General features: G+C 66.7%; 21 protein-coding genes. 16 read left to right on the top strand and 5 right to left on the bottom strand.

Annotated elements, in window-relative coordinates; translation table 11 throughout:
* The first annotated feature begins 112 nt into the window (after positions 1-112).
* The 10 genes from H0I76_RS13550 to H0I76_RS13505 all read left to right on the top strand — a co-directional run bounded on the left by H0I76_RS13550 (position 113) and on the right by H0I76_RS13505 (position 6,805).
* Complete coding sequence (locus H0I76_RS13550; RefSeq protein WP_200610710.1) at positions 113-403, top strand: hypothetical protein; 291 nt, start codon at positions 113-115, stop codon at positions 401-403.
* A gap of 28 nt (positions 404-431) precedes the next feature.
* Positions 432-761 (top strand): hypothetical protein, encoded by a 330-nt coding sequence (locus H0I76_RS13545; RefSeq protein WP_200610707.1) that lies wholly within the window; start codon positions 432-434, stop codon positions 759-761.
* Positions 758-1,078, top strand: a complete 321-nt coding sequence (locus H0I76_RS13540) for a heavy metal-binding domain-containing protein (protein WP_200610705.1) — start codon at positions 758-760, stop codon at positions 1,076-1,078. The genes H0I76_RS13545 and H0I76_RS13540 overlap by 4 nt, the downstream gene beginning before the upstream one ends.
* Before the next feature lie 73 nt (positions 1,079-1,151).
* The gene (gene sufC, locus H0I76_RS13535) at positions 1,152-1,907 is read left to right on the top strand and encodes a Fe-S cluster assembly ATPase SufC (protein ID WP_200610702.1); all 756 of its coding nucleotides are present in this window, start codon (positions 1,152-1,154) and stop codon (positions 1,905-1,907) included.
* Between the two features lie 11 nt (positions 1,908-1,918).
* Positions 1,919-3,190: a SufB/SufD family protein gene (locus H0I76_RS13530; protein WP_200610699.1), complete on the top strand. Its 1,272-nt coding sequence runs from the start codon at positions 1,919-1,921 to the stop codon at positions 3,188-3,190.
* 45 nt (positions 3,191-3,235) lie between these two features.
* The gene (locus H0I76_RS13525; RefSeq protein ID WP_200610696.1) at positions 3,236-3,838 is read left to right on the top strand and encodes a hypothetical protein; all 603 of its coding nucleotides are present in this window, start codon (positions 3,236-3,238) and stop codon (positions 3,836-3,838) included.
* A 71-nt stretch (positions 3,839-3,909) separates the two neighbouring features.
* The gene (locus H0I76_RS13520) at positions 3,910-4,611 is read left to right on the top strand and encodes a Yip1 family protein (protein WP_200610694.1); all 702 of its coding nucleotides are present in this window, start codon (positions 3,910-3,912) and stop codon (positions 4,609-4,611) included.
* An 18-nt stretch (positions 4,612-4,629) separates the two neighbouring features.
* Complete coding sequence (locus tag H0I76_RS13515; RefSeq protein WP_200610693.1) at positions 4,630-5,205, top strand: hypothetical protein; 576 nt, start codon at positions 4,630-4,632, stop codon at positions 5,203-5,205.
* Positions 5,206-5,224: 19 nt separating this feature from the next.
* A complete protein-coding gene (locus H0I76_RS13510) occupies positions 5,225-6,442 on the top strand; it encodes a cysteine desulfurase (RefSeq protein ID WP_200610692.1) in 1,218 nt (405 codons plus the stop codon).
* A gap of 168 nt (positions 6,443-6,610) precedes the next feature.
* Entirely contained in the window at positions 6,611-6,805 is a 195-nt protein-coding gene (locus H0I76_RS13505) for a hypothetical protein (RefSeq protein ID WP_200610691.1), read from the top strand.
* Between the two features lie 121 nt (positions 6,806-6,926).
* Here the strand turns inward: H0I76_RS13505 and H0I76_RS13500 are convergent, their stop codons facing one another.
* On the bottom strand, positions 6,927-9,410 hold the full coding sequence (locus H0I76_RS13500; RefSeq protein WP_200610690.1) for a penicillin acylase family protein: 2,484 nt from the start codon (positions 9,408-9,410) through the stop codon (positions 6,927-6,929).
* A gap of 151 nt (positions 9,411-9,561) precedes the next feature.
* On the opposite strand from H0I76_RS13500, the gene H0I76_RS13495 reads away from it, so the two are divergent.
* The 3 genes from H0I76_RS13495 to rpe all read left to right on the top strand — a co-directional run bounded on the left by H0I76_RS13495 (position 9,562) and on the right by rpe (position 11,987).
* Entirely contained in the window at positions 9,562-10,458 is an 897-nt protein-coding gene (locus H0I76_RS13495) for an NAD(P)-dependent oxidoreductase (RefSeq protein ID WP_200610689.1), read from the top strand.
* Positions 10,459-10,527: 69 nt separating this feature from the next.
* Complete coding sequence (locus H0I76_RS13490; protein ID WP_200610688.1) at positions 10,528-11,196, top strand: gamma-glutamyl-gamma-aminobutyrate hydrolase family protein; 669 nt, start codon at positions 10,528-10,530, stop codon at positions 11,194-11,196.
* 92 nt (positions 11,197-11,288) lie between these two features.
* Positions 11,289-11,987, top strand: coding sequence for a ribulose-phosphate 3-epimerase (rpe, locus tag H0I76_RS13485; protein WP_200610687.1), 699 nt, complete (start codon positions 11,289-11,291; stop codon positions 11,985-11,987).
* A 28-nt stretch (positions 11,988-12,015) separates the two neighbouring features.
* Here the strand turns inward: rpe and H0I76_RS13480 are convergent, their stop codons facing one another.
* Positions 12,016-12,582 carry a lipid-binding SYLF domain-containing protein gene (locus H0I76_RS13480; RefSeq protein WP_200610686.1) on the bottom strand — a complete coding sequence of 189 codons (567 nt, stop codon included), beginning with the start codon at positions 12,580-12,582 and terminating at the stop codon, positions 12,016-12,018.
* A 133-nt stretch (positions 12,583-12,715) separates the two neighbouring features.
* Here H0I76_RS13480 and H0I76_RS13475 point away from each other — a divergent pair, with 133 nt between their 5' ends.
* Positions 12,716-13,102: a DUF2237 family protein gene (locus H0I76_RS13475; protein WP_234455317.1), complete on the top strand. Its 387-nt coding sequence runs from the start codon at positions 12,716-12,718 to the stop codon at positions 13,100-13,102.
* A 22-nt stretch (positions 13,103-13,124) separates the two neighbouring features.
* Here H0I76_RS13475 and H0I76_RS13470 read toward each other — a convergent pair whose 3' ends face one another.
* Positions 13,125-13,322 (bottom strand): hypothetical protein, encoded by a 198-nt coding sequence (locus H0I76_RS13470; RefSeq protein WP_200610684.1) that lies wholly within the window; start codon positions 13,320-13,322, stop codon positions 13,125-13,127.
* Positions 13,323-13,636: 314 nt separating this feature from the next.
* On the opposite strand from H0I76_RS13470, the gene H0I76_RS13465 reads away from it, so the two are divergent.
* A complete protein-coding gene (locus H0I76_RS13465) occupies positions 13,637-14,230 on the top strand; it encodes an HD domain-containing protein (protein WP_325166451.1) in 594 nt (197 codons plus the stop codon).
* A gap of 243 nt (positions 14,231-14,473) precedes the next feature.
* On the opposite strand, the gene H0I76_RS13460 is transcribed toward H0I76_RS13465, so the two are convergent.
* Both H0I76_RS13460 and H0I76_RS13455 read right to left on the bottom strand, forming a co-directional pair.
* Positions 14,474-15,241 carry a hypothetical protein gene (locus tag H0I76_RS13460; RefSeq protein ID WP_200610681.1) on the bottom strand — a complete coding sequence of 256 codons (768 nt, stop codon included), beginning with the start codon at positions 15,239-15,241 and terminating at the stop codon, positions 14,474-14,476.
* A gap of 449 nt (positions 15,242-15,690) precedes the next feature.
* On the bottom strand, positions 15,691-17,334 hold the full coding sequence (locus H0I76_RS13455; RefSeq protein ID WP_200610679.1) for a CTP synthase: 1,644 nt from the start codon (positions 17,332-17,334) through the stop codon (positions 15,691-15,693).
* A 229-nt stretch (positions 17,335-17,563) separates the two neighbouring features.
* Between H0I76_RS13455 and H0I76_RS13450 the strand changes: the two genes are divergently transcribed.
* Positions 17,564-18,787, top strand: coding sequence for a patatin-like phospholipase family protein (locus tag H0I76_RS13450; RefSeq protein ID WP_200610677.1), 1,224 nt, complete (start codon positions 17,564-17,566; stop codon positions 18,785-18,787).
* Positions 18,788-18,793 lie beyond the last annotated feature (6 nt).

The raw sequence follows: 18,793 nt of genomic DNA, 5'->3' as shown, positions 1-18,793 counted from the left end.
CTGAACACCGCGCGCTTCCGCGTGCGATCACCGGCGCGGGCCATTCCGGTCCGCCGCCGAACGGGGTTTGCGGGCGTCCCCGATTTGGCCCGCCACGAGAAAGGACGAATTCATGCTGACGGATGTCAAGGAAGGAGCGACGTTGCTGAGCCTTGCCGAGAGTGCGGAAAAGCATCTGCGCGAGCACGGCCACGCGGTGAGCGTCGCGGCGAACGAGGACATGACCGCCTTCGACGTGTTCCCGGCGGAAGAGGGCGCGCGCATCGTGCGCGTGCAGGCGCTGGGCCGCGAGAGCTGGGAGATGGTGCGCTCGAACGGCGAGACCCTGACCGGGCTGGGCGGCGAGGACATGTTCCTGAAGATGATCGAGCGCGTGGTCGCCCACTCGACGAGGGCGGGCTGACGGGCGCGCGGGGGCGGAGAAGCCAGGGATGTACAGATCCGGACGACACGTTGACGGGCATGACCGGCAGGGTCTCCTGATGGGGCTTGGCCATTCGGCGCGGCTGCGCAGCGACGACGGCGTGCGCTGGCTGGTTCTGGGTCATCTGCTGGTCTTCGCCCTCGCGATCCAGGACGAGGAGACCGTCGAGGCGCTGGTCGCGCTGCTCGGTCTTTCGAGCCGCCTGATCTTCCCGCTCGAGATCGCCTTCAGCCTCATGCTGTTCGTGGCGTGGGGCTGCCTGATGATCGGGTGGGTGCGGCTGGTCGAGCGGCTGCGGCGCGAGCGCCGCGTCGGGACGGAACGGGGTGACGCATGATCCTCACGACGACGGGAGCGCTGGAAGGCCACCGCATCACCGCCTATCGCGGCATCGTCGTGGGCGAGGCGATCATGGGGGCGAACGTCTTTCGCGATTTCTTCGCGTCGATCACCGATGTCGTGGGCGGCCGCTCGGGCGCCTATGAATCGAAGCTTCAGGATGCGCGCGAGACGGCGCTGGGCGAGCTGGAGCAGCGCGCCGCACGGCTGGGCGCGAACGCGGTGGTGGGCGTCGATCTCGACTATGAGGTGGTCGGCGACTCGATGCTGATGGTGTCGGCTTCGGGCACCGCCGTGGTGGCGGAAGGGATTTGAGGCGCCACCTGCCGTACGGGCAGGGCGCCGGGGAACACGCGCGGCCACGGCCGCAAGAACAAAGGGTAACGGGATGCTGGAGATCAAGGGCCTCAGGGTAACCCTCGAGGAAGAGGGCAAGGAGATCCTCAAGGGCGTCGACCTCACGGTCGAGGCCGGCAAGGTGCACGCGATCATGGGCCCGAACGGCTCGGGCAAGTCGACGCTTTCCTATGTGCTCGCGGGGCGCGACGGTTACGAGGTCACCGCCGGCAGTGTGACGCTCGACGGCGAGGACGTGCTTGAGCTGGAGGCCGAGGAGCGCGCCGCGGCGGGCATGTTCCTGGCGTTCCAGTACCCGGTCGAGCTGCCCGGCGTGGGCAACATGACCTTCCTGCGCACCGCGATGAACGCGCAGCGCAAGGCGCGCGGCGAGGACGAGATTTCGGCCCCAGAGTTCCTCAAGATGGTGCGCGAGAAGGCCAAGGCGCTGAACATCGACAACGAGATGCTCAAGCGATCGGTGAATGTCGGGTTCTCGGGCGGCGAGAAGAAGCGCAACGAGATCCTGCAGATGGCCATGCTGGAGCCGCGGCTGTGCATCCTCGACGAGACCGATTCCGGCCTCGACGTCGATGCGATGCGGCTGGTTGCGGACGGCGTGAACGCGCTGCGCAGCCCCGATCGCGGCTTCCTCGTGATCACGCACTACCAGCGCCTGCTCGACCATATCAGGCCCGACGTGGTGCACATCATGGCCGATGGCCGGATCGTCGAGACCGGCGGGCCCGAGCTCGCCCTGCGGGTCGAGACCGAGGGCTATGCCGACATCGCGAAATCGGTGGCGTGAGGATGCGCGGGATGGCAAGCGACGCGACGAGAAAGGCGGCCGAAGCGCTGCTGCACGCCTTGGCGCTGCCCGAGGGCGAGGCCGGCTGGGTGCGCGAGCGCCGCGCGGCGGCGCGCAGCCGCCTGCTGGAGGCCGGCGCGCCCGTCCGGCGCGACGAGTACTGGCGCTTCACCGATCCCGCGCGCCTGACCGCGCCCATCGCGACCGCCGAGGCGGGCGAGGCGCCGGCACAGGCCGCCGCTGTCTTCGGCGATGTCGACGCCCTGCGGGTGCGGCTGGTGAATGGCCGGCTGCGGGCTGATCTTTCCGACCCCCTGGCGCTTGACGGGGCGGCGATCGCGCCGCTCGGCGAGGTGCTGAAGCAGGACATCAGCATCGTGCGCGAACTCGTCGGCCAGCTTGAGCTTGCGGCGCAGGAGAAGGTGAGCCGTCCGCTCGCCATCCTCAACACCGCCGCTGCGACCGAGGGGCTCGCGATCCAGGCGCATGGCGCGACGGTGCGCCCGGTGCTGGTCTCGTACGACCAGATCGGCGAGGGCGCGAGCCTCGTGCGCCACGTCATCCGCGTCGAGGCCGGGGCCTCGCTGACGCTGCTGGAGGCGGGCGTGCCCACGAACAGCGTGATGGAGGTCGAGGTCGCCGATGGCGGGACGTTCCATCATGTTCGCGTGCAGACTGGCGAGCGCGCGCCCGCTGTGACGCATGTCTTCGCCCGCATCGGCGCGGAGGCAGAATTCAAGACCTTCACGCTGACGGCGGATGGGGTGCTCACCCGCAACGAGGTGGTGATCGACATCGTCGGCGACCATGCCTCGGGCCACATCGCCGGGGCGGTGCTGGGCAAGGGCGACGCGCATATCGACAACACCGTCTTCGTCACCCATTCGGCCGAGCACGGCGAGAGCCGGCAGGTGTTCAAGAACGTGCTGGCGGGCGCATCCCGCGGCATCTTCCAGGGCAAGATCTTCGTGCGCGCCGGGGCGCAGAAGACCGATGGCTACCAGATCAGCCAGTCGGTCCTTCTGGAGGAGGGGGCGCAGTTCCTCGCCAAGCCCGAGCTCGAGATCTATGCCGACGACGTGAAGTGCAGCCATGGCTCGACCACCGGTGCGCTGGACGAGACCGCGCTCTTCTATCTCCGCTCGCGCGGGGTGCCGAAGCGGGTGGCCGAGTCGATGCTGGTCGCGGCCTTCGTCGACGAGGCGATCAGCGAGATCGCGGACGAGGCGATGCAGGAGCGGATGCGCGCTCTGGTTGCAAAGTGGATGGCCGGCAGGACCTGATCGGGCCCTGCCTTCGCGGAGGCTGACGAGAGGCCAGGACCGGGCATGACAGACATCGCGGCATCATCGCGGCAGCCGCTTGCCCTGCGTGTCCTGACCTTCTGGGCCGACATCCGCGGCTCGATGCGCGCGCTCATGGCCGAGGCCCCGAGCGAGGGGCGCCTTCTTTTCCTCGCGATGCTGTCGGGCTTCGTGGCGTTCCTCGCGAACGTCACGGGCCTTTGGCTCGACCCTGCCACGGCGGCAATTGGGCCTGACGAGTTGACGGCACGGGTCGCGGCACTCTTCGTCGGTGCGATCCTGTTCCGGACGCTCGCGCTCTATGGCGTGGCAGGAATCGCGGGCCTTGCGATGCGCGCGGCAGGGGGGTGCGGCGACTGGCAAGCGAGTCGCGCGGCGGTGTTCTGGTCGGCGCTTGCCGCGGCGCCGATCGGCTTTGCTGCCACTTTCGCCATTGGAATGAGTCCCCAGGAGGGGGGATGGACCCCAATCTTCATCCAAAGTCTTGCATCCGTGGCCCATGCGGTTGCACTCTCTATATGTCTGGCCGAGGTGCATGGGTTTCGGCGCGCTTGGCCGGTGTTCGTTTGCGTGAGCCTCGCAGCCATCGGGGTGGTGGCGGTGGTGGGCTTGGCGGGCAGGGTCTGAGATGCCCGCGGCGGTTCGGTACGCGTTTGCGTGTTCGGTACTCCGTTGCGGAGCGAGGGAGGGCTCTGGCCATGATGACGAGCGAACGCAGGCTCGATGGGACGTTCGTATCGGATTTGCCCGATGTGCGGCTGTCGGATATCCGGGGCGACGACGAACGCATCGAGGGCATGTCGCTCTGGCGACGCATGCTGCTCAGCTACTCCGACATGCGCGCTGCCACGCGCCAGCTGATCGGCGAGAACCCCAGCGAGGCGCGTCTTCTGTTCTTCGTGCTGCTGTCGGACGTGATCTTCTTTCTCAACCGTGGCGTGTCCCTGGTGATCTCGCCGGGGTCTGGCGCATCCGAGAAATTGCCGCTCGAGGTCGGCCTGTGGCTGGTCGTCGCGCTGTTCCTTCGGACGCTGACACTCTACCTGTTCTCGGGCCTCGTGGCCTTCGTCTGCCGTCAGTTCGGCGGCCAGGGCAGCTGGCGCGACACGCGCACCGGCGTCTTCTGGGCCTCACTGGTGGCCGCGCCAATCGGCGTGCTGGGCGCGCTGGTGGTTGCGCTGTTCGCGCATCTCGAACACGCCGTGCCGATCCTGGCCGAGCCGGTCGTGACGCTGCCGGCGCATCTGATCGGAATGGTGTTCTTCGTGTTCTTCGTCTCGGCGTCGGTGGCCGAGGCGCATCGGTTCCGCAACACCTCGCCGGTCTTCATCACCTTCTCGGTCCTGACGGTTATCCTTCTCATCCTGGGCATCTATCTGTACGCAAACCACGTACGCTGAGTTCGCGCAGGAGGCCCTGTGATCCGCAATTTGCTGGCCCGCATGATCGAGGGCCTCTTTCAGCCGGCGCGCTCGGCGCGCTGGCTGCTGTCAGCCGATCTCGGGCTGGACACCGCGCTGCTGTTCGTGGCGCTGGCCTACGTGTTGCAGGCGATCATCCAGATCGTGCTGCCCGGCGCGCGGCCGCTGCCGGACGGGATCGGGCATGTGCCGCTTACGCTGCACATGCTGAACCTGCTGCTGCAGGTCTTCCTGGTGGCGTTCATGTCGTTCATGATCTTCGCGATCGGGCGGCTGTTCGGGGGCACGGGAACGCGCAAGCGGGCCTTCCTGATCGTGTCGTGGCACACGCTGGTCACGACCGTGCTGTCGCCGCCCTTCCTGATCGGGATGGCCAGCGTCGCGCTGGGGAAGGAACTGTCGCCGCCCTTGCTGGGGCTGATGGTGGCCGCGGCGGCAGTCTGGCTGTGGGTGCTGTCGGTCTACACGGCCGTGCTGCACGGCTTCAGCAATCCGTGGGGCGTGATGGGCGTCATCCTCGGCGTCCTGTTCCTGCTCTCCGCACTCTTCATGAACATGGTGCCGGCGCCCTGACGCCGGCGGAGGTCTGGTGATGTACGACGTCGGACGGGTCCGCGAGGACTTCCCGATCCTTTCGCGCAAGGTGAACGGGGTCGATCTGGTCTATCTGGACAACGGCGCCTCGGCCCAGAAGCCGCAGGCCGTGATCGACGCGGTGACGCGCGCCTACTCCGAGGAATACGCCAACGTTCATCGCGGGCTGCACTACCTCTCGAACCTCGCGACCGAGAACTACGAGGCGGTGCGGGGCAAGATCGCGCGCTTCCTGGGCGCGGCCGAGGACGAGATCATCTTCACCACCGGATCGACCATGGGGCTCAACCTCGTCTCGTATGGCTGGGCCGAGCCGCGGATCGAGCCCGGCGACGAGATCGTGCTCTCGGTCATGGAGCACCACGCCAATATCGTGCCCTGGCACTTCCTGCGCGAGCGGCACGGTGCGGTGCTCAGATGGGTCGAGACGGATCCCGACGGCGGGCTTGACCCGCAGGCGGTGATCGATGCCTTCGGGCCGCGCACCAAGATCGTGGCGGTCACGCACATGTCGAACGTCCTGGGCACGGTCGTCGATGTCGCCACGATCTGCCAGGCGGCGCGCGAGCGGGGCATCGTCAGCGTCATCGATGGCAGTCAGGCCGCCGTCCACATGCCTGTCAACATGGCCGAGATCGGTTGCGACTTCTACGCGATCACGGGCCACAAGCTCTACGGCCCCTCGGCGTCCGGCGCGCTCTATGCCCGGCGCGAGCGGCAGGCCGAGATGCGCCCCTTCCTGGGTGGCGGCGACATGATCCGCGAGGTGACGCGCGATCACGTCTCATACGCCGACGGGCCGATGAAGTTCGAGGCCGGCACGCCCGGCATCGTGCAGCAGATCGGCCTCGGCGCGGCGATCGACTACCTGACCGGGCTGGGCATGGAGAACGTGGCCGCGCATGAACGCATCCTTCGCGACTATGCGCGCCAGCGTCTGGGCGGGCTCAACTGGCTCGACCTGCAGGGGCGCTCGGCGGGGAAGGGGGCGATCTTTTCCTTCACCATGCGCGGGGGCGCGCATCCGCACGACATCTCGACCGTGGTCGACCGCAAGGGCGTGGCAGTGCGCGCCGGGCACCACTGCGCCCAGCCGCTGATGGCGCATCTGGGGGTCACGGCGACCTGCCGGGCGTCCTTCGCGCTATACAACACGACCGACGAGGTCGACCGGCTGGTCGATGCGCTCGAACTCTGCCACGAGCTTTTCGGCTGACGAATGGCGGCTGCGAAATAAGAAAGTGTCGTTTCGCAGCCGCACAATTTCGTGAGATTGCGGAATTCGGTTTCACGGTGCTCGACTGCGACCCCTTCGTGACAGTAGTTTAACGGTATGCGGGGTAGAATCGACCCGCATGTTTTACATAAAGGGGCAGGACAAAAAATGCCGTGTGGACCGACGACCCCGGGCGTCAAGGCCCGGCCGGACGATCTGGGGCTCGACCCCTTCAGTTTCAGTCAGCCCGAGGCCATGCTCCAGGGCTTTGCCGTCATGGCGACCATGATGGCCGCGCCGATGCGGGCCGCGATGATCGTGGCGGGTGAGGCGATGCGCGGAGGCGGGCCGGACCGCGACTGAGACGCGCAGGCCGCGCACCCGAAAGCGCCGCGCCGTCGCGCTTGCGAGGACGCGGCAGTGACTTCCTTCATGCTGGCGCCTGGTCGCGCGACCGCACCGGAGCGCCTGATCAGACGAGCCCTTACTCCTGCGGGAGCAGCGTCATTGTCCCCAGAGCGCCGGCCTGGGCTTCGTCGTCCATCATCGACATCGAGATCATGTCGCCACGCGCCCAGAGGTCGCCGAGATCGTCGTAGTGGCGCGAGAACGGGTGCCCGCTCTGCCCGGTCGAGATGATCATCAGTGAGCGGTCGAGATCGGCGAAATCGTAGACCACCCGCAAGCCGGACGCATGGATGTTGGCGAAGGGCTCGCTGCCCTTGCCCGACGACTGGCCGCGCAGGATCGTGTAGTCGCCGCCCGACGTCTCGTGCGTCACCGAGAACAGAAGGCCGATCGGCGCCAGATAGCCCAGGGGGGTGTGCTTCTGCTCGGCAAGGTGCGCGGCGCCCCATCGCCAGCCGTCGATGTTCGTGCCGTAATCGCGGGTGAGCCGCGCCATCGCGTCGTCGAAGGCCAGCGACGCCATCTCGGCGCATGTCTCGACCTCGGGCGTCTTGTCGACATCGCACCAAACGCCTGCGCCGTCGATGTCGAGGAAGACGCGCTCGACGAAGAGGGGACGGGGCCCCTCGATCTCGCCGAACAGGGGGCCGAGTTCGTCGGCCGCGAGGCGGCGGGTGAGCTGGCGCATCCATTCCGAGAAGATCAGCGGCTCGGGCGTGTGGCGGTCCATGTCGCCGCTCCAGTTCGCGAGCAGCTCGAGCGCACGCGCGCGGCGCGCCGGCTCGCCGGACGGGACGTCGGTTTCGGCCGGACCGCGCCACCACAGCTCGCGGGCGACGAGCGGCAGCACCGCGCGCGCCATCTCGGACACGGCGTCGTTCTGCAGCGCCACGAAGCTGTCGCGCGAGTGGAAGTCGCGCGCCGAGAGCTCCTTTTCGAGCCGCCGGATCCGGTAGGGCGCGTCCCAGTCGAAGCTGATGTTGTCGGGAAAGGCGGCCTCGGTGATCCGGTTGTTCGCGTTCGCCACCGCGCCCGTTGCCGGGGCCAGGATCCGGGGGTTTTCGCGCGCGGGGCGCAGGCCCTGCCACTCGGTCTCGGCGAGCCAGCCGGGCGAGGGAACGCGGCCCTGGCTGGGGCTGTCCGCGCGCCGGCGGGGCAGGGCGCCGGCGACCACCATGCCGATGTCACGCCCGTCCGAGAAGATGACGTTCTGGGCGGGGGCGAGCGCCATCGCCGCCGCTGCCTCGATCTCGCCAGCGTCGGTCGCGCGCATCAGCGCCATCATCGCGCTCATGGTCCGGTCGGGCGTTTCCAGGGCAGTCCACCGCAACGCCGCGACATGACCCTCGGGCGTGATCGCGTCGACCCCCAGCATGTCGTGGCTGAGCACAGGTCCGTTGCGGGTTTCGAGCACGGTCTCGACGATCGGCTCGCTGCCCCGCACGTCGATGCGTATGCGCCGGCTGGAGAAGGGCTGCCAGCCATCCGGCGAAAGGTAGCTGCCGGGGTCGTCGGGATTGACCCGCTCGATGTAAAGGTCCTGGTCGTCGGCCGTCGTGGTGGACATCCCCCAGCCCAGCGTGCGGTTGCGGCCGATCAGGACCAGCGGCGTGCCCGGCAGGGTGCCACCGATGACCGCGAGATCGCCGCCCTGGATGTCGGCGAGATACCACAGCGACGGCGCCGAGAGCCAAAGATGCGGGTCGGACGCCAGCAGCGGCTTGCCTGTCGCAGAGCGGCTGCCATCCACCGCCCAGACATTCGAGGCGCCCGCGCTTTCGGGCCGGTCGACCGGCCCAAGCAGGCTCAGCAACGGGTCGTCATGGCGGGGTGCCGGGAGCCCGGCAAACCTCGCGCCGTCGAAGAGTTCGGCGAAGCGTGGCGGGGTCGTGACCGCGGGGCCGGGATAGTCAGGCAGGATGTCGCGCACCCGCTCGGGCGGCAGGCTCAGCAGGAACCGCCCGCGCCGGACCTCGGAGCGCGCCGCCGCCGAGAGGCGCAGGGCCATCATCTTCAGGACCGCGAGCGAGTCCGCCTCGGTCCATGGGGAAAGCCCCTCCTCGCCGAACAGGAAGAACTCGGGCGCGCCGCGACCCAGCGCCTCGCGGTCGACGTGGCGGATCCAGGCGTTGACCCCGGCGGCGTAGGCGGCGAGCGCTTCCTGCGTCTCGGGCGTCTGCTCGTCGACCGAGCGCCGCGCATGCCCGTAGATGTCGAGCACCTTGACCAGCCGGTCGAGCGCGACCGTGCGCTCGCCGAGGATGGCCGAGAGCCGGCCCTGCGCCGCCCTGCGGGCCACCTCCATCTGCCACAGCCGGTCCTGGGCGTGGACGACGCCGAGCGCGAAGGCCGCGTCCCGCGCGCTGGCCGCGCGGATATGGGGCACCGCGTTCGCATCTCGGATCACGCTGACCGGCGCATCCAGGCCCTCGAGGCTGACGGTCGCATTCGGGTCGGGCAGTGAGCGCGTCACGAGATATGCGCCCAGCGCCGCGCCGAGCCCGACCAGCGCGGCGACAAGTGCGAGCCCACGCAGCAGCCATCGCAGGATCGCGTTCATTCGGGCCGCACGTCCTTCTCTGCTCTCATCTGCCGAAATCCCCCGGGCGGTTGGACTTGACGGCGGCCCGGCCACGGACCACCCTGCGCCCCGCCCGCGCGATCCTTCTTTCAGATGCATCGCGCAGGTTCAACAGCAAGCCGATTCAAGGATGGCCCGATCGGGTCACGGGAGAGAGACAGTGGCGAAGGTGAGCTTTCTGGGACTGGGCGTGATGGGCTTTCCGATGGCGGGCCATCTAGCGGCGAAGGGCCATGAGGTGGCGGTCTTCAACCGCACCGCGGCCAAGGCCAAAGCCTGGGCCGAGAAGCATGGCGGGCGCGCCGCCCAGACCCCGCGCGAGGCCGCCGAGGGCTCGGAGTTCGTCATGGTCTGCGTCGGCAACGACGACGATCTGCGCTCGGTGGTGCTCGGGCCCGATGGCGCGCTCGCGGGGATGTCGAAGGACAGCGTCCTGGTCGATCACACCACCGCCAGCGCGGACGTTGCGCGCGAGTTGCACGCCGAGGCGGCGAAGATGGGCATCGGCTTCATCGACGCGCCGGTCTCGGGCGGGCAGGCGGGAGCCGAGAACGGCGCCCTCACCGTGATGTGCGGCGGCGAGGAGGCGCCTTACGCGCGCGCCGAGCCGGTGATCATGGCCTATGCCCGCGCCTGCCGCCTACTCGGTGGTCCCGGCGCCGGCCAGCTTACCAAGATGGTCAACCAGATCTGCATCGCCGGTCTCGTCCAGGGCCTGGCCGAGGGCCTGAACTTCGCGCAGATGGCCGGGCTCGACGGGCGCGCGGTTGTCGACGTGATCTCGAAGGGGGCGGCCGGCTCGTGGCAGATGTCGAACCGCTATGAGACGATGCTGGACGACAAGTTCGAGTTCGGTTTCGCCGTGGACTGGATGCGCAAGGACCTCGGCATCTGCCTTGACGAGGCCAAGCGCAATGGCGCGCGCCTGCCCGTGACCGCGCTGGTCGACCAGTTCTACGGCGAGGTGCAGGACATGGGCGGCGGGCGCTGGGACACCTCGTCGCTCATCCGTCGCCTCAAGCACTGACGCCGCGGCGCCGCGCGTGCCAGCCTGCCATGATGCGGATGCCGTTGCACAGCCGGCACTGAGGCCGGCGTGACGCGGCGCCCGCATATCGGCGTATCGGTGTCGGCCCGCACCGGATGGCGGGTCTTCCCGTTCTTCCGCTGGGGCCTGCACCGGGCGGGGGCGGTCGCCGTCCGGATCGAGACAGGGCGTGCGCGCGGCAACCTCAAGGGGCTCGACGGGCTCATCATAGGCGGCGGCGACGATGTCGGCATCGAGCTCTATGGCGGCGAGCTGGTCCCGCATTCGCGCTTCGACGACGCGCGCGACCGGCTCGAGCTTGCGCTCATCGAGGAGGCCGAGAGCCGGCGACTGCCGATCCTGGGCGTCTGCCGCGGCGCGCAACTCATCAATGTCGCGCGCGGGGGCACGCTGCACGAGGACATCTACGACAGCTATCCCGGCGCGCGCCGCCTCAACACCCCGCTGCCGCGCAAGCTGGTGCATATCGCGCCGAATTCGCGGCTGTCGCACATTCTCGGCGACATGCCGAGCCGGGTGAACGCACTTCACCGCCAGTCGGTCGACAGCCTGGGGCAGGGCCTCGCCGCGGTCGCGTGGGACGAGGCGGGCGTCGTCCAGGCGATCGAGTCCGAGGAGGGGCCGCGGCTGGTCATCGGCGTGCAATGGCACCCGGAATACCTGCTGCTGTCGCGCCGCGACGCGCGGCTGTTCAAGGCGCTTGCCGCGCACGCCTGAGCGCCCGGCCAGAAGCGCAATCTTGCGGGGCTTTTCCGCAGCCCGGCTATCCGCTAAGGAAGCGCCGACCCCAGACCGCCAGGAGCCGCGCCATGCCCTACGAATCCTTCGACCGCCGCATCAAGATCGCGCCGTCGATCCTGTCGGCCGATTTCGCGAACCTGGGTGCGGAATGCCGGGCGATCGAGGCCGAGGGCGCCGACTGGGTGCATGTCGATGTCATGGACGGGCATTTCGTGCCGAACCTGACCATCGGCCCGAATGTCTGCGCGGCGCTGCGCCCGCATATCAAGGGCGTGATGGACGTGCACCTGATGATCGCGCCCTGCGATCCATACCTCGAGGCCTTCGCCAAGGCCGGCGCCGATATCCTGACGGTGCATGTCGAGGCCGGTCCGCATCTGCACCGCAGCCTCCAGGCGATCCGGGCGCTAGGTTGCAGGGCGGGGGTCGCGCTCAACCCGGCGACACCGGCCGAGGCGATCGAGCACGTGCTCGACCAGATCGACCTCGTCTGCGTGATGACGGTCAATCCGGGCTTCGGCGGGCAGGGCTTCATCGAGGCGGTGCTGCCCAAGATCGCGCGCCTGTCCGAGATGACCGCCGACCGCGACATCCATATCGAGATCGACGGCGGGGTCGTGCCCGACAATGCGGGCAACTGCTCGGCCCTGGGCGCCGACGTCCTCGTCGCGGGATCGGGCGTCTTCAAGGGCGGCTCGGTCGCGGATACCGCCGTCTATGGCCGCAACATCCGCGCGATCCGCGAGGCCGCCGAAGCGGCGCTCTGAGCGGCCCACACCCGCGGAGGCGGGGGCGTCAGCGGACGATGCGCGAGTACTTGGCGCCCTCGAGGCTCGCGCCGAGCAACAGGCCGTCTTGTCCGAAGACAAAGGCGACGATCGGCTTCTGCGCGGTCGTGGTGTCGGTTCCCACGTTCATGCCGGCCGAGGGGAAGGTGACCTCGGCGTCGGCGCCGGCCTCCCATCCGTCGGCTCGGCGGAACTTGTCGAGCGAGGCCTGGGTGAGGAAGAACAGCGCGTGGCTCGACGACTGGATGCCGGCCTGAAGCCCCAGCGAGGCCGCGCCGACCGAGTAGTACTCGGCCGTGTTCTTGTAGCCCGAGCCGTCGTTGAGGCGCAGGGCGCCCTCGCCATACGAGCCGCCGAGGATGAACCCGCCCTTCACCACCTCGGGCATCACCAGGATGCCGAAGGCCTTCTGCGACAGGTCACGGGTGCCCGGCACCTCGGTGAACAGCTTTTCGAGCGCGAGGTTCACCCGCGCGTCGATGACGGCGGCGTCCTCGGCCAGGGCGGGCCCCGTTGCGGCGGCGACTGCGAGGGCGCCGAGCGCGGCGAGGACGGGGCGGCGGGTGAGGCGCATGTCTGTGGCTCCCTTCGGATGCAAGCGTCATCCAGAGTATGGGGACGCGGTGCCTGCCCGGCAAGACGGAGGCTTGAGCGTGGCGGCGGCTGCGCTACCCTCGGACGACATCGTGGCGCGAGGGAGGACATGCATGATGCCCGTGGAGATCGACGCGTCGGTCAACGTGCTGGGTGACGAGCTCGAACCCTGCTCGGTGCGGCCGCTGACGGGGTTCTTCCGCAACGGCTGCTGCGATACCAGCGCGGCCGACCACGGCTCGCACACCGTCTGCGCGGTGATGACGGCGGAATTCCTGGCCTTCTCGAAGGCGCGGGGGAACGACCTGTCGACGCCGCGGCCGGAATTCGGCTTTGCCGGGCTCAAGCCGGGGGACCGCTGGTGCCTGTGCGCGGCGCGGTTTCTCGAGGCCTATCGCGCCGGGATGGCGCCGCGGGTCTCGCTGGTGGCGACCCACCGCAAGGCGTTGGAGGTCGTGCCGCTGGACGCGCTGCGCGAGCTGGCGCTCGAGCGCAATTGAGGGCTGCCGCGGGCGGGGCTGCTCAGGCGTCGACCTCGGCGACGTCGGGGTGGGGGTGGCGCAGGTCGCCGCGGGCGTTGGCCTTGCGGACATAGGTGATCATCGCGCCGGGGTATTCGTGCTTGACCTTGAGGGCGGCGATCAGGGCGTCCTCGGCCTCGACGGTGACGCTGAGGCAGCGGTTGGACTCGCTGGTGCCGACCATGTAGCGGATCGTCATCGGTGGTCTCCTCCCTGGGCTTCGGGGCCGCGGATCAGACCCAGTATATCCGAGATCCGCCGGCAGGCGTAGCGAAGTCGCAGCGCGGCTTTCACGCGTGAAAGTGATATTAGAACATTGAATTCAAACGATAATGCAAATGCCGCTCACGTATTCTCGCAGGCCCCGCGGGCCGGTGGCGGGCGTGGCAACGCCGCGGGCGGCTTGCGCCCCTCGCCGCGCGTGCGCATACTCGGAGCGTTCCCAGACATCATCAACCTGCCAGGGCCGCCGGTCCGCCGCAGGACCCGGCCCGCGAGAAAGGAGACCCTCTCGTGACCACCATCACGCTTGTCGCCAGGGCCTGCCACCAGGCCGCGGTCTGGCATGCCGATCAGCGCCGCAAGGGCGAAAGGGCCGAGCCCTATGTGAACCACCTGACCGAGGTCGCGGCGCTGGTGGCCGAGGCGACCGACGGCGGCGACCCCAACCTGATCGCGGCGGCGCTGCTGCACGACGCGATCGAGGATGCGGGGGTGAGCCATGCGCAGATCGAGGCGGCGTTCAACCGCGACGTGGCCGACCTGGTGGCCGAGGTGACGGACGACAAGTCGCTGGAAAAGGCCGAGCGCAAGCGGCTGCAGGTCGAGCACGCGCCCGCCAAGTCGCCCCGCGCGAAGATGATCAAGCTGGCGGACAAGACCTCGAACCTGCGCGCGATCCTGGCCTCGCCCCCCGCGGGCTGGAACGTCGCGCGCAAGCGCGAGTACCTGGACTGGGCGGGCAGGGTGGTCGCGGGCGCGCGCGGCACGAATGCCCGGCTGGAGGCCGCGTACGACGAGGCGGCGGCGGCGCTGGCAGGGGCGCTGGATGGCGTTCTGGACAGCGCTCTGGATGGGGCGCGTGAGGGAGAGTTGCCCAATGAATGAGCAGTGGACGGTCCATGTCGATGACAACTTCCACTACATGGACGAGTAGGAGGTGATGGCAGATGATCCGCGTGAGGGCCTTTGCCGCGACGCGAAAAAAGTGCCGTGACGGATCCGAATTATCGTTGCCTAGCTTGCAAAAGGTCTCAGCCGGCTCCATTGCGTGAAATTTAAATAATTACAACGAATTAATCATTTAAAATCAACAATAATGTTATGAGTAAGTATTAAGTATATTTATAATCAGTATACACGATATGCGGCACATTGAAGGGCAAGCAAATGCATAATCCCCAGGTAGCGAGAAATCTTTTCTTCATTCTCCCTAGTGCCAGTAATGACCCGGGAGGTTCTCGCTTCTCTCCCGTGCACCAGCGCGTTCCTCATTCGCCTCAGGGAATCTGGTAGCTTCGGAATCCATGAACTCTTAAAGTCATCGATTGTCCAATTTGGTCTACAGATGGAGCTAAAAACGAATCCACCATCGAACTCGGTATCACAACAAAATAAATCCCTATTGTTTTCAATGTAACTCCAAATTATTTGCGGGTCGACAAGCTCATTTATCATATGAGTAAATTTTTCATTATCGCTTATCTTGTCTTCGGAAAGGACATCAATCGCATAATTTACCAGTTTCGTCGGATTGTTAAATGCGTCGGGCGCACTAATTGCACGCGTCAGGCGCCTTTGTATGTCTCCTTTGATGAAATAAAAGGTGACATACTCAAGTACTTGATAATATCTTATGAAGCGCTGAGACGGAAACCCAATTCTCGCGCTCTCCATCGTTTGAAGTAAAAAATTATCTGTTGATATCGCCCTTATTTCACTTGGAAAATTATCAAATGGAAATCGGAGCTGCTTTATTCGTTCGTTTTCCGGGCTTTTATAATGAAAAATAATTGTTGGCGTTCTTGTGTCGAATAATTCCATATAAAAATTTAAATGTTTGCAGATATATACAAGATCTTCCTCGTCGCCATCGAAGCCTTCAATCCAAAAGTTCACTGGATAAAATACTTTCTCCAGATCGGGAAAGTCTCTGGCTTTCGCTCTCGTGTATGAGTTGAAGCTTCTTAAGTTTCTGAAGTCAGTGTCTGATGCAGGGCGTTGAAGCTGGACGGCCTGTGCAATCAGAAGTAAATGCTCGCTTGGGCTCCTGAATTCACAGTTATATTATTTTCCCTCAAAACAGAATTTAAATTTTCTGCCAATATAGGTCTGTCCATGCTTATAGGCCGTGAATATTATCTCTACACTATTTGCTCTCGGGTGAAGCAGCGCTGAGAGCTGTGTCGGATATCGAACCTCCAACAGCGCCTTAAAAAAATTCTCCCGATCTTCTGGGATAGCGCAAGATATTGATTCGTCTTCCCACAAATTTTCTAAAATACTATTGTCTTCGGAAATAGTATATTTTGGATTTTCGGTCAAAAATAGCTCTTCAAAACTTGGCATTAAACCAACCTCGACTGCTCCACCGCGGCCTTGACGAAATCCGCAAACAGCGGGTGGGGCTCAAATGGTTTCGACTTCAGTTCCGGGTGGAACTGGACGCCAATGAACCACGGGTGACCCTCGAATTCAACGATCTCGGGCAGGCGGCCGTCGGGAGACATGCCGCAGAACTTGAGGCCCGAAGCCTCGAGCTTCTCGCGGTACTTGATGTCGACCTCGTAGCGGTGGCGGTGGCGTTCCGAGATGGCGCGGGTGCCGTAGATGTCGGCGACCTTCGAGCCATCGCCCAGCGTGGCGTTGTAGGCGCCCAGCCGCATGGTGCCGCCCTTCTGGTCGGTGACCTCGCGCTTGATGGTGCGGTTGCCCTCGACCCATTCCTTGAGGTGGTAGACCACCGGCTCGAAGCGCTTGTGCCCGGCCTCGTGGTCGAACTCCTCGGAGCCCGCGGTCGATAGCCCTGCGAGGTTCCGCGCCGCCTCGATCACCGCCATCTGCATGCCGAGGCAGATGCCCAGATAGGGCACGCTGCGCTCGCGCGCGAACTGGGCCGCGCGGATCTTGCCCTCGGTCCCGCGCTCGCCGAAACCGCCGGGGACGAGGATGCCGTGGAAGCCCTCGAGCCAGGGGGTGGGGTCCTCGCGCTCGAAGATCTCGCTGTCGATCCACTCGGCGCGGACCTTCACGCGGTTGGCGATGCCGCCATGGGTCAGCGCCTCGGCGATCGACTTGTAGGCGTCCTCGAGGCGGGTGTACTTGCCGACCACCGCGATGCGCACCTCGCCGTCGGGGTGGTGGATGCGCTCGACCACGTCCTGCCAAGTGGCGAGGTTGGGGCGCGGCGCCGGCTGGATGCCGAAGGCGTCGAGCACCGCCTGATCGAGCCCGACCGCGTGGTAGGCGAGCGGCGCCTCGTAGATCGAGGCGAGGTCCATGGCGGGGATCACCGCCTCGGGCCGCACGTTGCAGAAGAGGGCGATCTTGGCGCGCTCGGTCTCGGGGATCGGGTGCTCGGTGCGGCAGACCAGCACGTCGGGCGCGATGCCGATGGCGCGCAGCTCCTTGACCGAGTGCTGGGTCGGCTTGGTCTTCAGCTCGCCCGAGGCGGCGAGGTAGGGCAGGAGCGTGAGGTGCATGAAGATGCACTGGCCGCGCGGCTTTTCCTGCGCGAACTGGCGGATCGCCTCGAAGAAGGGCAGGCCCTCGATATCGCCGACGGTGCCGCCGATCTCGCACAGCATGAAGTCGGCCTCGTCCTCGCCGATCCGGATGAAGTCCTTGATCTCGTTGGTGACGTGCGGAATGACCTGGATGGTCTTGCCGAGGTAGTCGCCACGCCGCTCGCGGTCGAGCACGTTCTGGTAGATGCGGCCCGACGAGATCGAATCGGTGCGCCGCGCGGCCACGCCGGTGAAGCGCTCGTAATGGCCGAGGTCGAGGTCGGTCTCGGCCCCGTCGTCGGTGACGAAGACCTCGCCATGCTCGAAGGGCGACATCGTGCCCGGGTCGACGTTCAGATACGGGTCGAGCTTGCGCAGCCGCACCGTGTAGCCGCGCGCCTGCAACAGCGCGCCCAGCGCCGCCGAAGCCAGACCCTTGCCGAGCGACGAAACAACGCCGCCGGTGATGAAGATGAATCGCGCCATGCCCGGGACCCCGTAGATGTTGTGTCGGGCCCCCGAAGGGCCGCTTTATGTCGTACTACGGGGTTTGACGTATACGGGATTCGTCCGAGGGCAGCAAGGCGCCCCGACCGCATTTGTACCCGATAAGACGCATCCGGGCGGCCGAATGTGGCCGGGTTCCCGCAGGTGCGCCCGGCGGGTATCATCGTGCCGGTCCGCGCCGGCGGCGGACCGCCGTCGGGGAGGGGACATGCGGGGCGTGATCGGCATCGTGCTGGCACTGGCGCTGCTGGCGGGCTGCACTGCCAAACGCGAGCTTCCGGGGCTGCCCGAGGCGCTGGCCAACGACGCGGTGATCCCCGGCTATGACGGCTCGATCTGGCAGTGGGGCGACCTGCCACCGGAGGCGCTGGCGCAAAGTGCCGCGGTCTGGCGCGAGCAGATCGCGCGGCGCACGGCCGAGGAAGGACGCGCGCCCAATGGCGGGGTGCTGGACGTCCTGGTGCTGTCGGGCGGCGGGTCGGACGGGGCCTACGGCGCGGGCCTGCTGGATGCGTGGGACGAAAAGGGCGGACGCCCCGAGTTCACGCTGGTCACCGGCATCTCGATCGGCGCGCTGATCGCGCCCTTCGCGTTCCTCGGTCCCGAATACGACGCGACACTGCGCGAGGTGCTGGACCGCATCAGCCAGCGCAGGCAGGTCAAGTTCAAGCCCTTCTTTGGCCTGTTCAGCGGGCTTGCGGCCTCCGACACGACGACCATGCAGGAGACGCTCGAGGAGCTCTTCACGGCCGAGCTGGTCGCCGAGATCGGGCGCGAGCACATGCGCGGGCGGCGCCTCTGGATCGGCACGACCAATCTCGACGCCCAGCGCCCGGTGACGTGGAATGTCGGTGCGATCGCGGCCTCGGGGCATCCGGGCGCGCCGGCGCTGATCCGTGACATCCTGCGCGCCTCGGCCGCGATCCCGGGCCTGCTGCCGCCGGTCTCGTTCGAGGTCGAGGCGGCCGGGAGGCGGTATTCGCAGATCCATGTCGATGGCGGCGTGACGCGGCAGTTCTTCCTCTATGCCAGCGCGACGCGTCACGGCTCGCTGCGCGACGAGACGTCGGCGGCGATGCGGGCGGGCACGATCTACGTGATCCGCAACGCCAACCTCTCGCCGGACTACCAGCTCGTTGAGCTTGGGCTGCTAGAGCTGGCGCAGCGGGCGGTCTCGACGCTCATTCGCTCGAACGCGGCCGACAATGCGGTCCTGCTGGCGGAAATGGCCCGACGCGAGGGATTCGCGTCGCAGTTCACGGCGGTGCCGCCGAACCTGGGGCTGGTGGAGCGCGAGCTGTTCGATCCCGACTACATGCGCGCGCTCTACAGCGTTGGCTACAACTCGATGCTGAACGACGACCCGTGGATCGCGGGGCGGGATATCCTGGTGGGCGTGGGGATCGTCGACGACAACGGGGCGCCGCAGTGAGCCCGG

Source organism: Thermohalobaculum xanthum (genome assembly GCF_016623495.1).
Classification (GTDB): Bacteria; Pseudomonadota; Alphaproteobacteria; order Rhodobacterales; family Rhodobacteraceae; genus Thermohalobaculum; species Thermohalobaculum xanthum.
This window is presented reverse-complemented; position numbering and strand designations above follow the sequence as displayed.

Excerpts from the sequence above, each read along its gene's own strand:
- H0I76_RS13550 (WP_200610710.1), top strand. The coding sequence starts at position 113 with ATGCTGACGGATGTCAAGGAAGGAGCGACGTTGCTGAGCCTTGCCGAG.
- H0I76_RS13545 (WP_200610707.1), top strand. The coding sequence starts at position 432 with ATGTACAGATCCGGACGACACGTTGACGGGCATGACCGGCAGGGTCTC.
- H0I76_RS13540 (WP_200610705.1), top strand. The coding sequence starts at position 758 with ATGATCCTCACGACGACGGGAGCGCTGGAAGGCCACCGCATCACCGCC.
- sufC (WP_200610702.1), top strand. The coding sequence starts at position 1,152 with ATGCTGGAGATCAAGGGCCTCAGGGTAACCCTCGAGGAAGAGGGCAAG.
- H0I76_RS13530 (WP_200610699.1), top strand. The coding sequence starts at position 1,919 with ATGGCAAGCGACGCGACGAGAAAGGCGGCCGAAGCGCTGCTGCACGCC.
- H0I76_RS13525 (WP_200610696.1), top strand. The coding sequence starts at position 3,236 with ATGACAGACATCGCGGCATCATCGCGGCAGCCGCTTGCCCTGCGTGTC.
- H0I76_RS13520 (WP_200610694.1), top strand. The coding sequence starts at position 3,910 with ATGATGACGAGCGAACGCAGGCTCGATGGGACGTTCGTATCGGATTTG.
- H0I76_RS13510 (WP_200610692.1), top strand. The coding sequence starts at position 5,225 with ATGTACGACGTCGGACGGGTCCGCGAGGACTTCCCGATCCTTTCGCGC.
- H0I76_RS13505 (WP_200610691.1), top strand. The coding sequence starts at position 6,611 with ATGCCGTGTGGACCGACGACCCCGGGCGTCAAGGCCCGGCCGGACGAT.
- H0I76_RS13500 (WP_200610690.1), bottom strand. The coding sequence starts at position 9,410 with ATGAACGCGATCCTGCGATGGCTGCTGCGTGGGCTCGCACTTGTCGCC.
- H0I76_RS13495 (WP_200610689.1), top strand. The coding sequence starts at position 9,562 with ATGGCCCGATCGGGTCACGGGAGAGAGACAGTGGCGAAGGTGAGCTTT.
- rpe (WP_200610687.1), top strand. The coding sequence starts at position 11,289 with ATGCCCTACGAATCCTTCGACCGCCGCATCAAGATCGCGCCGTCGATC.
- H0I76_RS13480 (WP_200610686.1), bottom strand. The coding sequence starts at position 12,582 with ATGCGCCTCACCCGCCGCCCCGTCCTCGCCGCGCTCGGCGCCCTCGCA.
- H0I76_RS13475 (WP_234455317.1), top strand. The coding sequence starts at position 12,716 with ATGATGCCCGTGGAGATCGACGCGTCGGTCAACGTGCTGGGTGACGAG.
- H0I76_RS13470 (WP_200610684.1), bottom strand. The coding sequence starts at position 13,322 with ATGACGATCCGCTACATGGTCGGCACCAGCGAGTCCAACCGCTGCCTC.
- H0I76_RS13455 (WP_200610679.1), bottom strand. The coding sequence starts at position 17,334 with ATGGCGCGATTCATCTTCATCACCGGCGGCGTTGTTTCGTCGCTCGGC.
- H0I76_RS13450 (WP_200610677.1), top strand. The coding sequence starts at position 17,564 with ATGCGGGGCGTGATCGGCATCGTGCTGGCACTGGCGCTGCTGGCGGGC.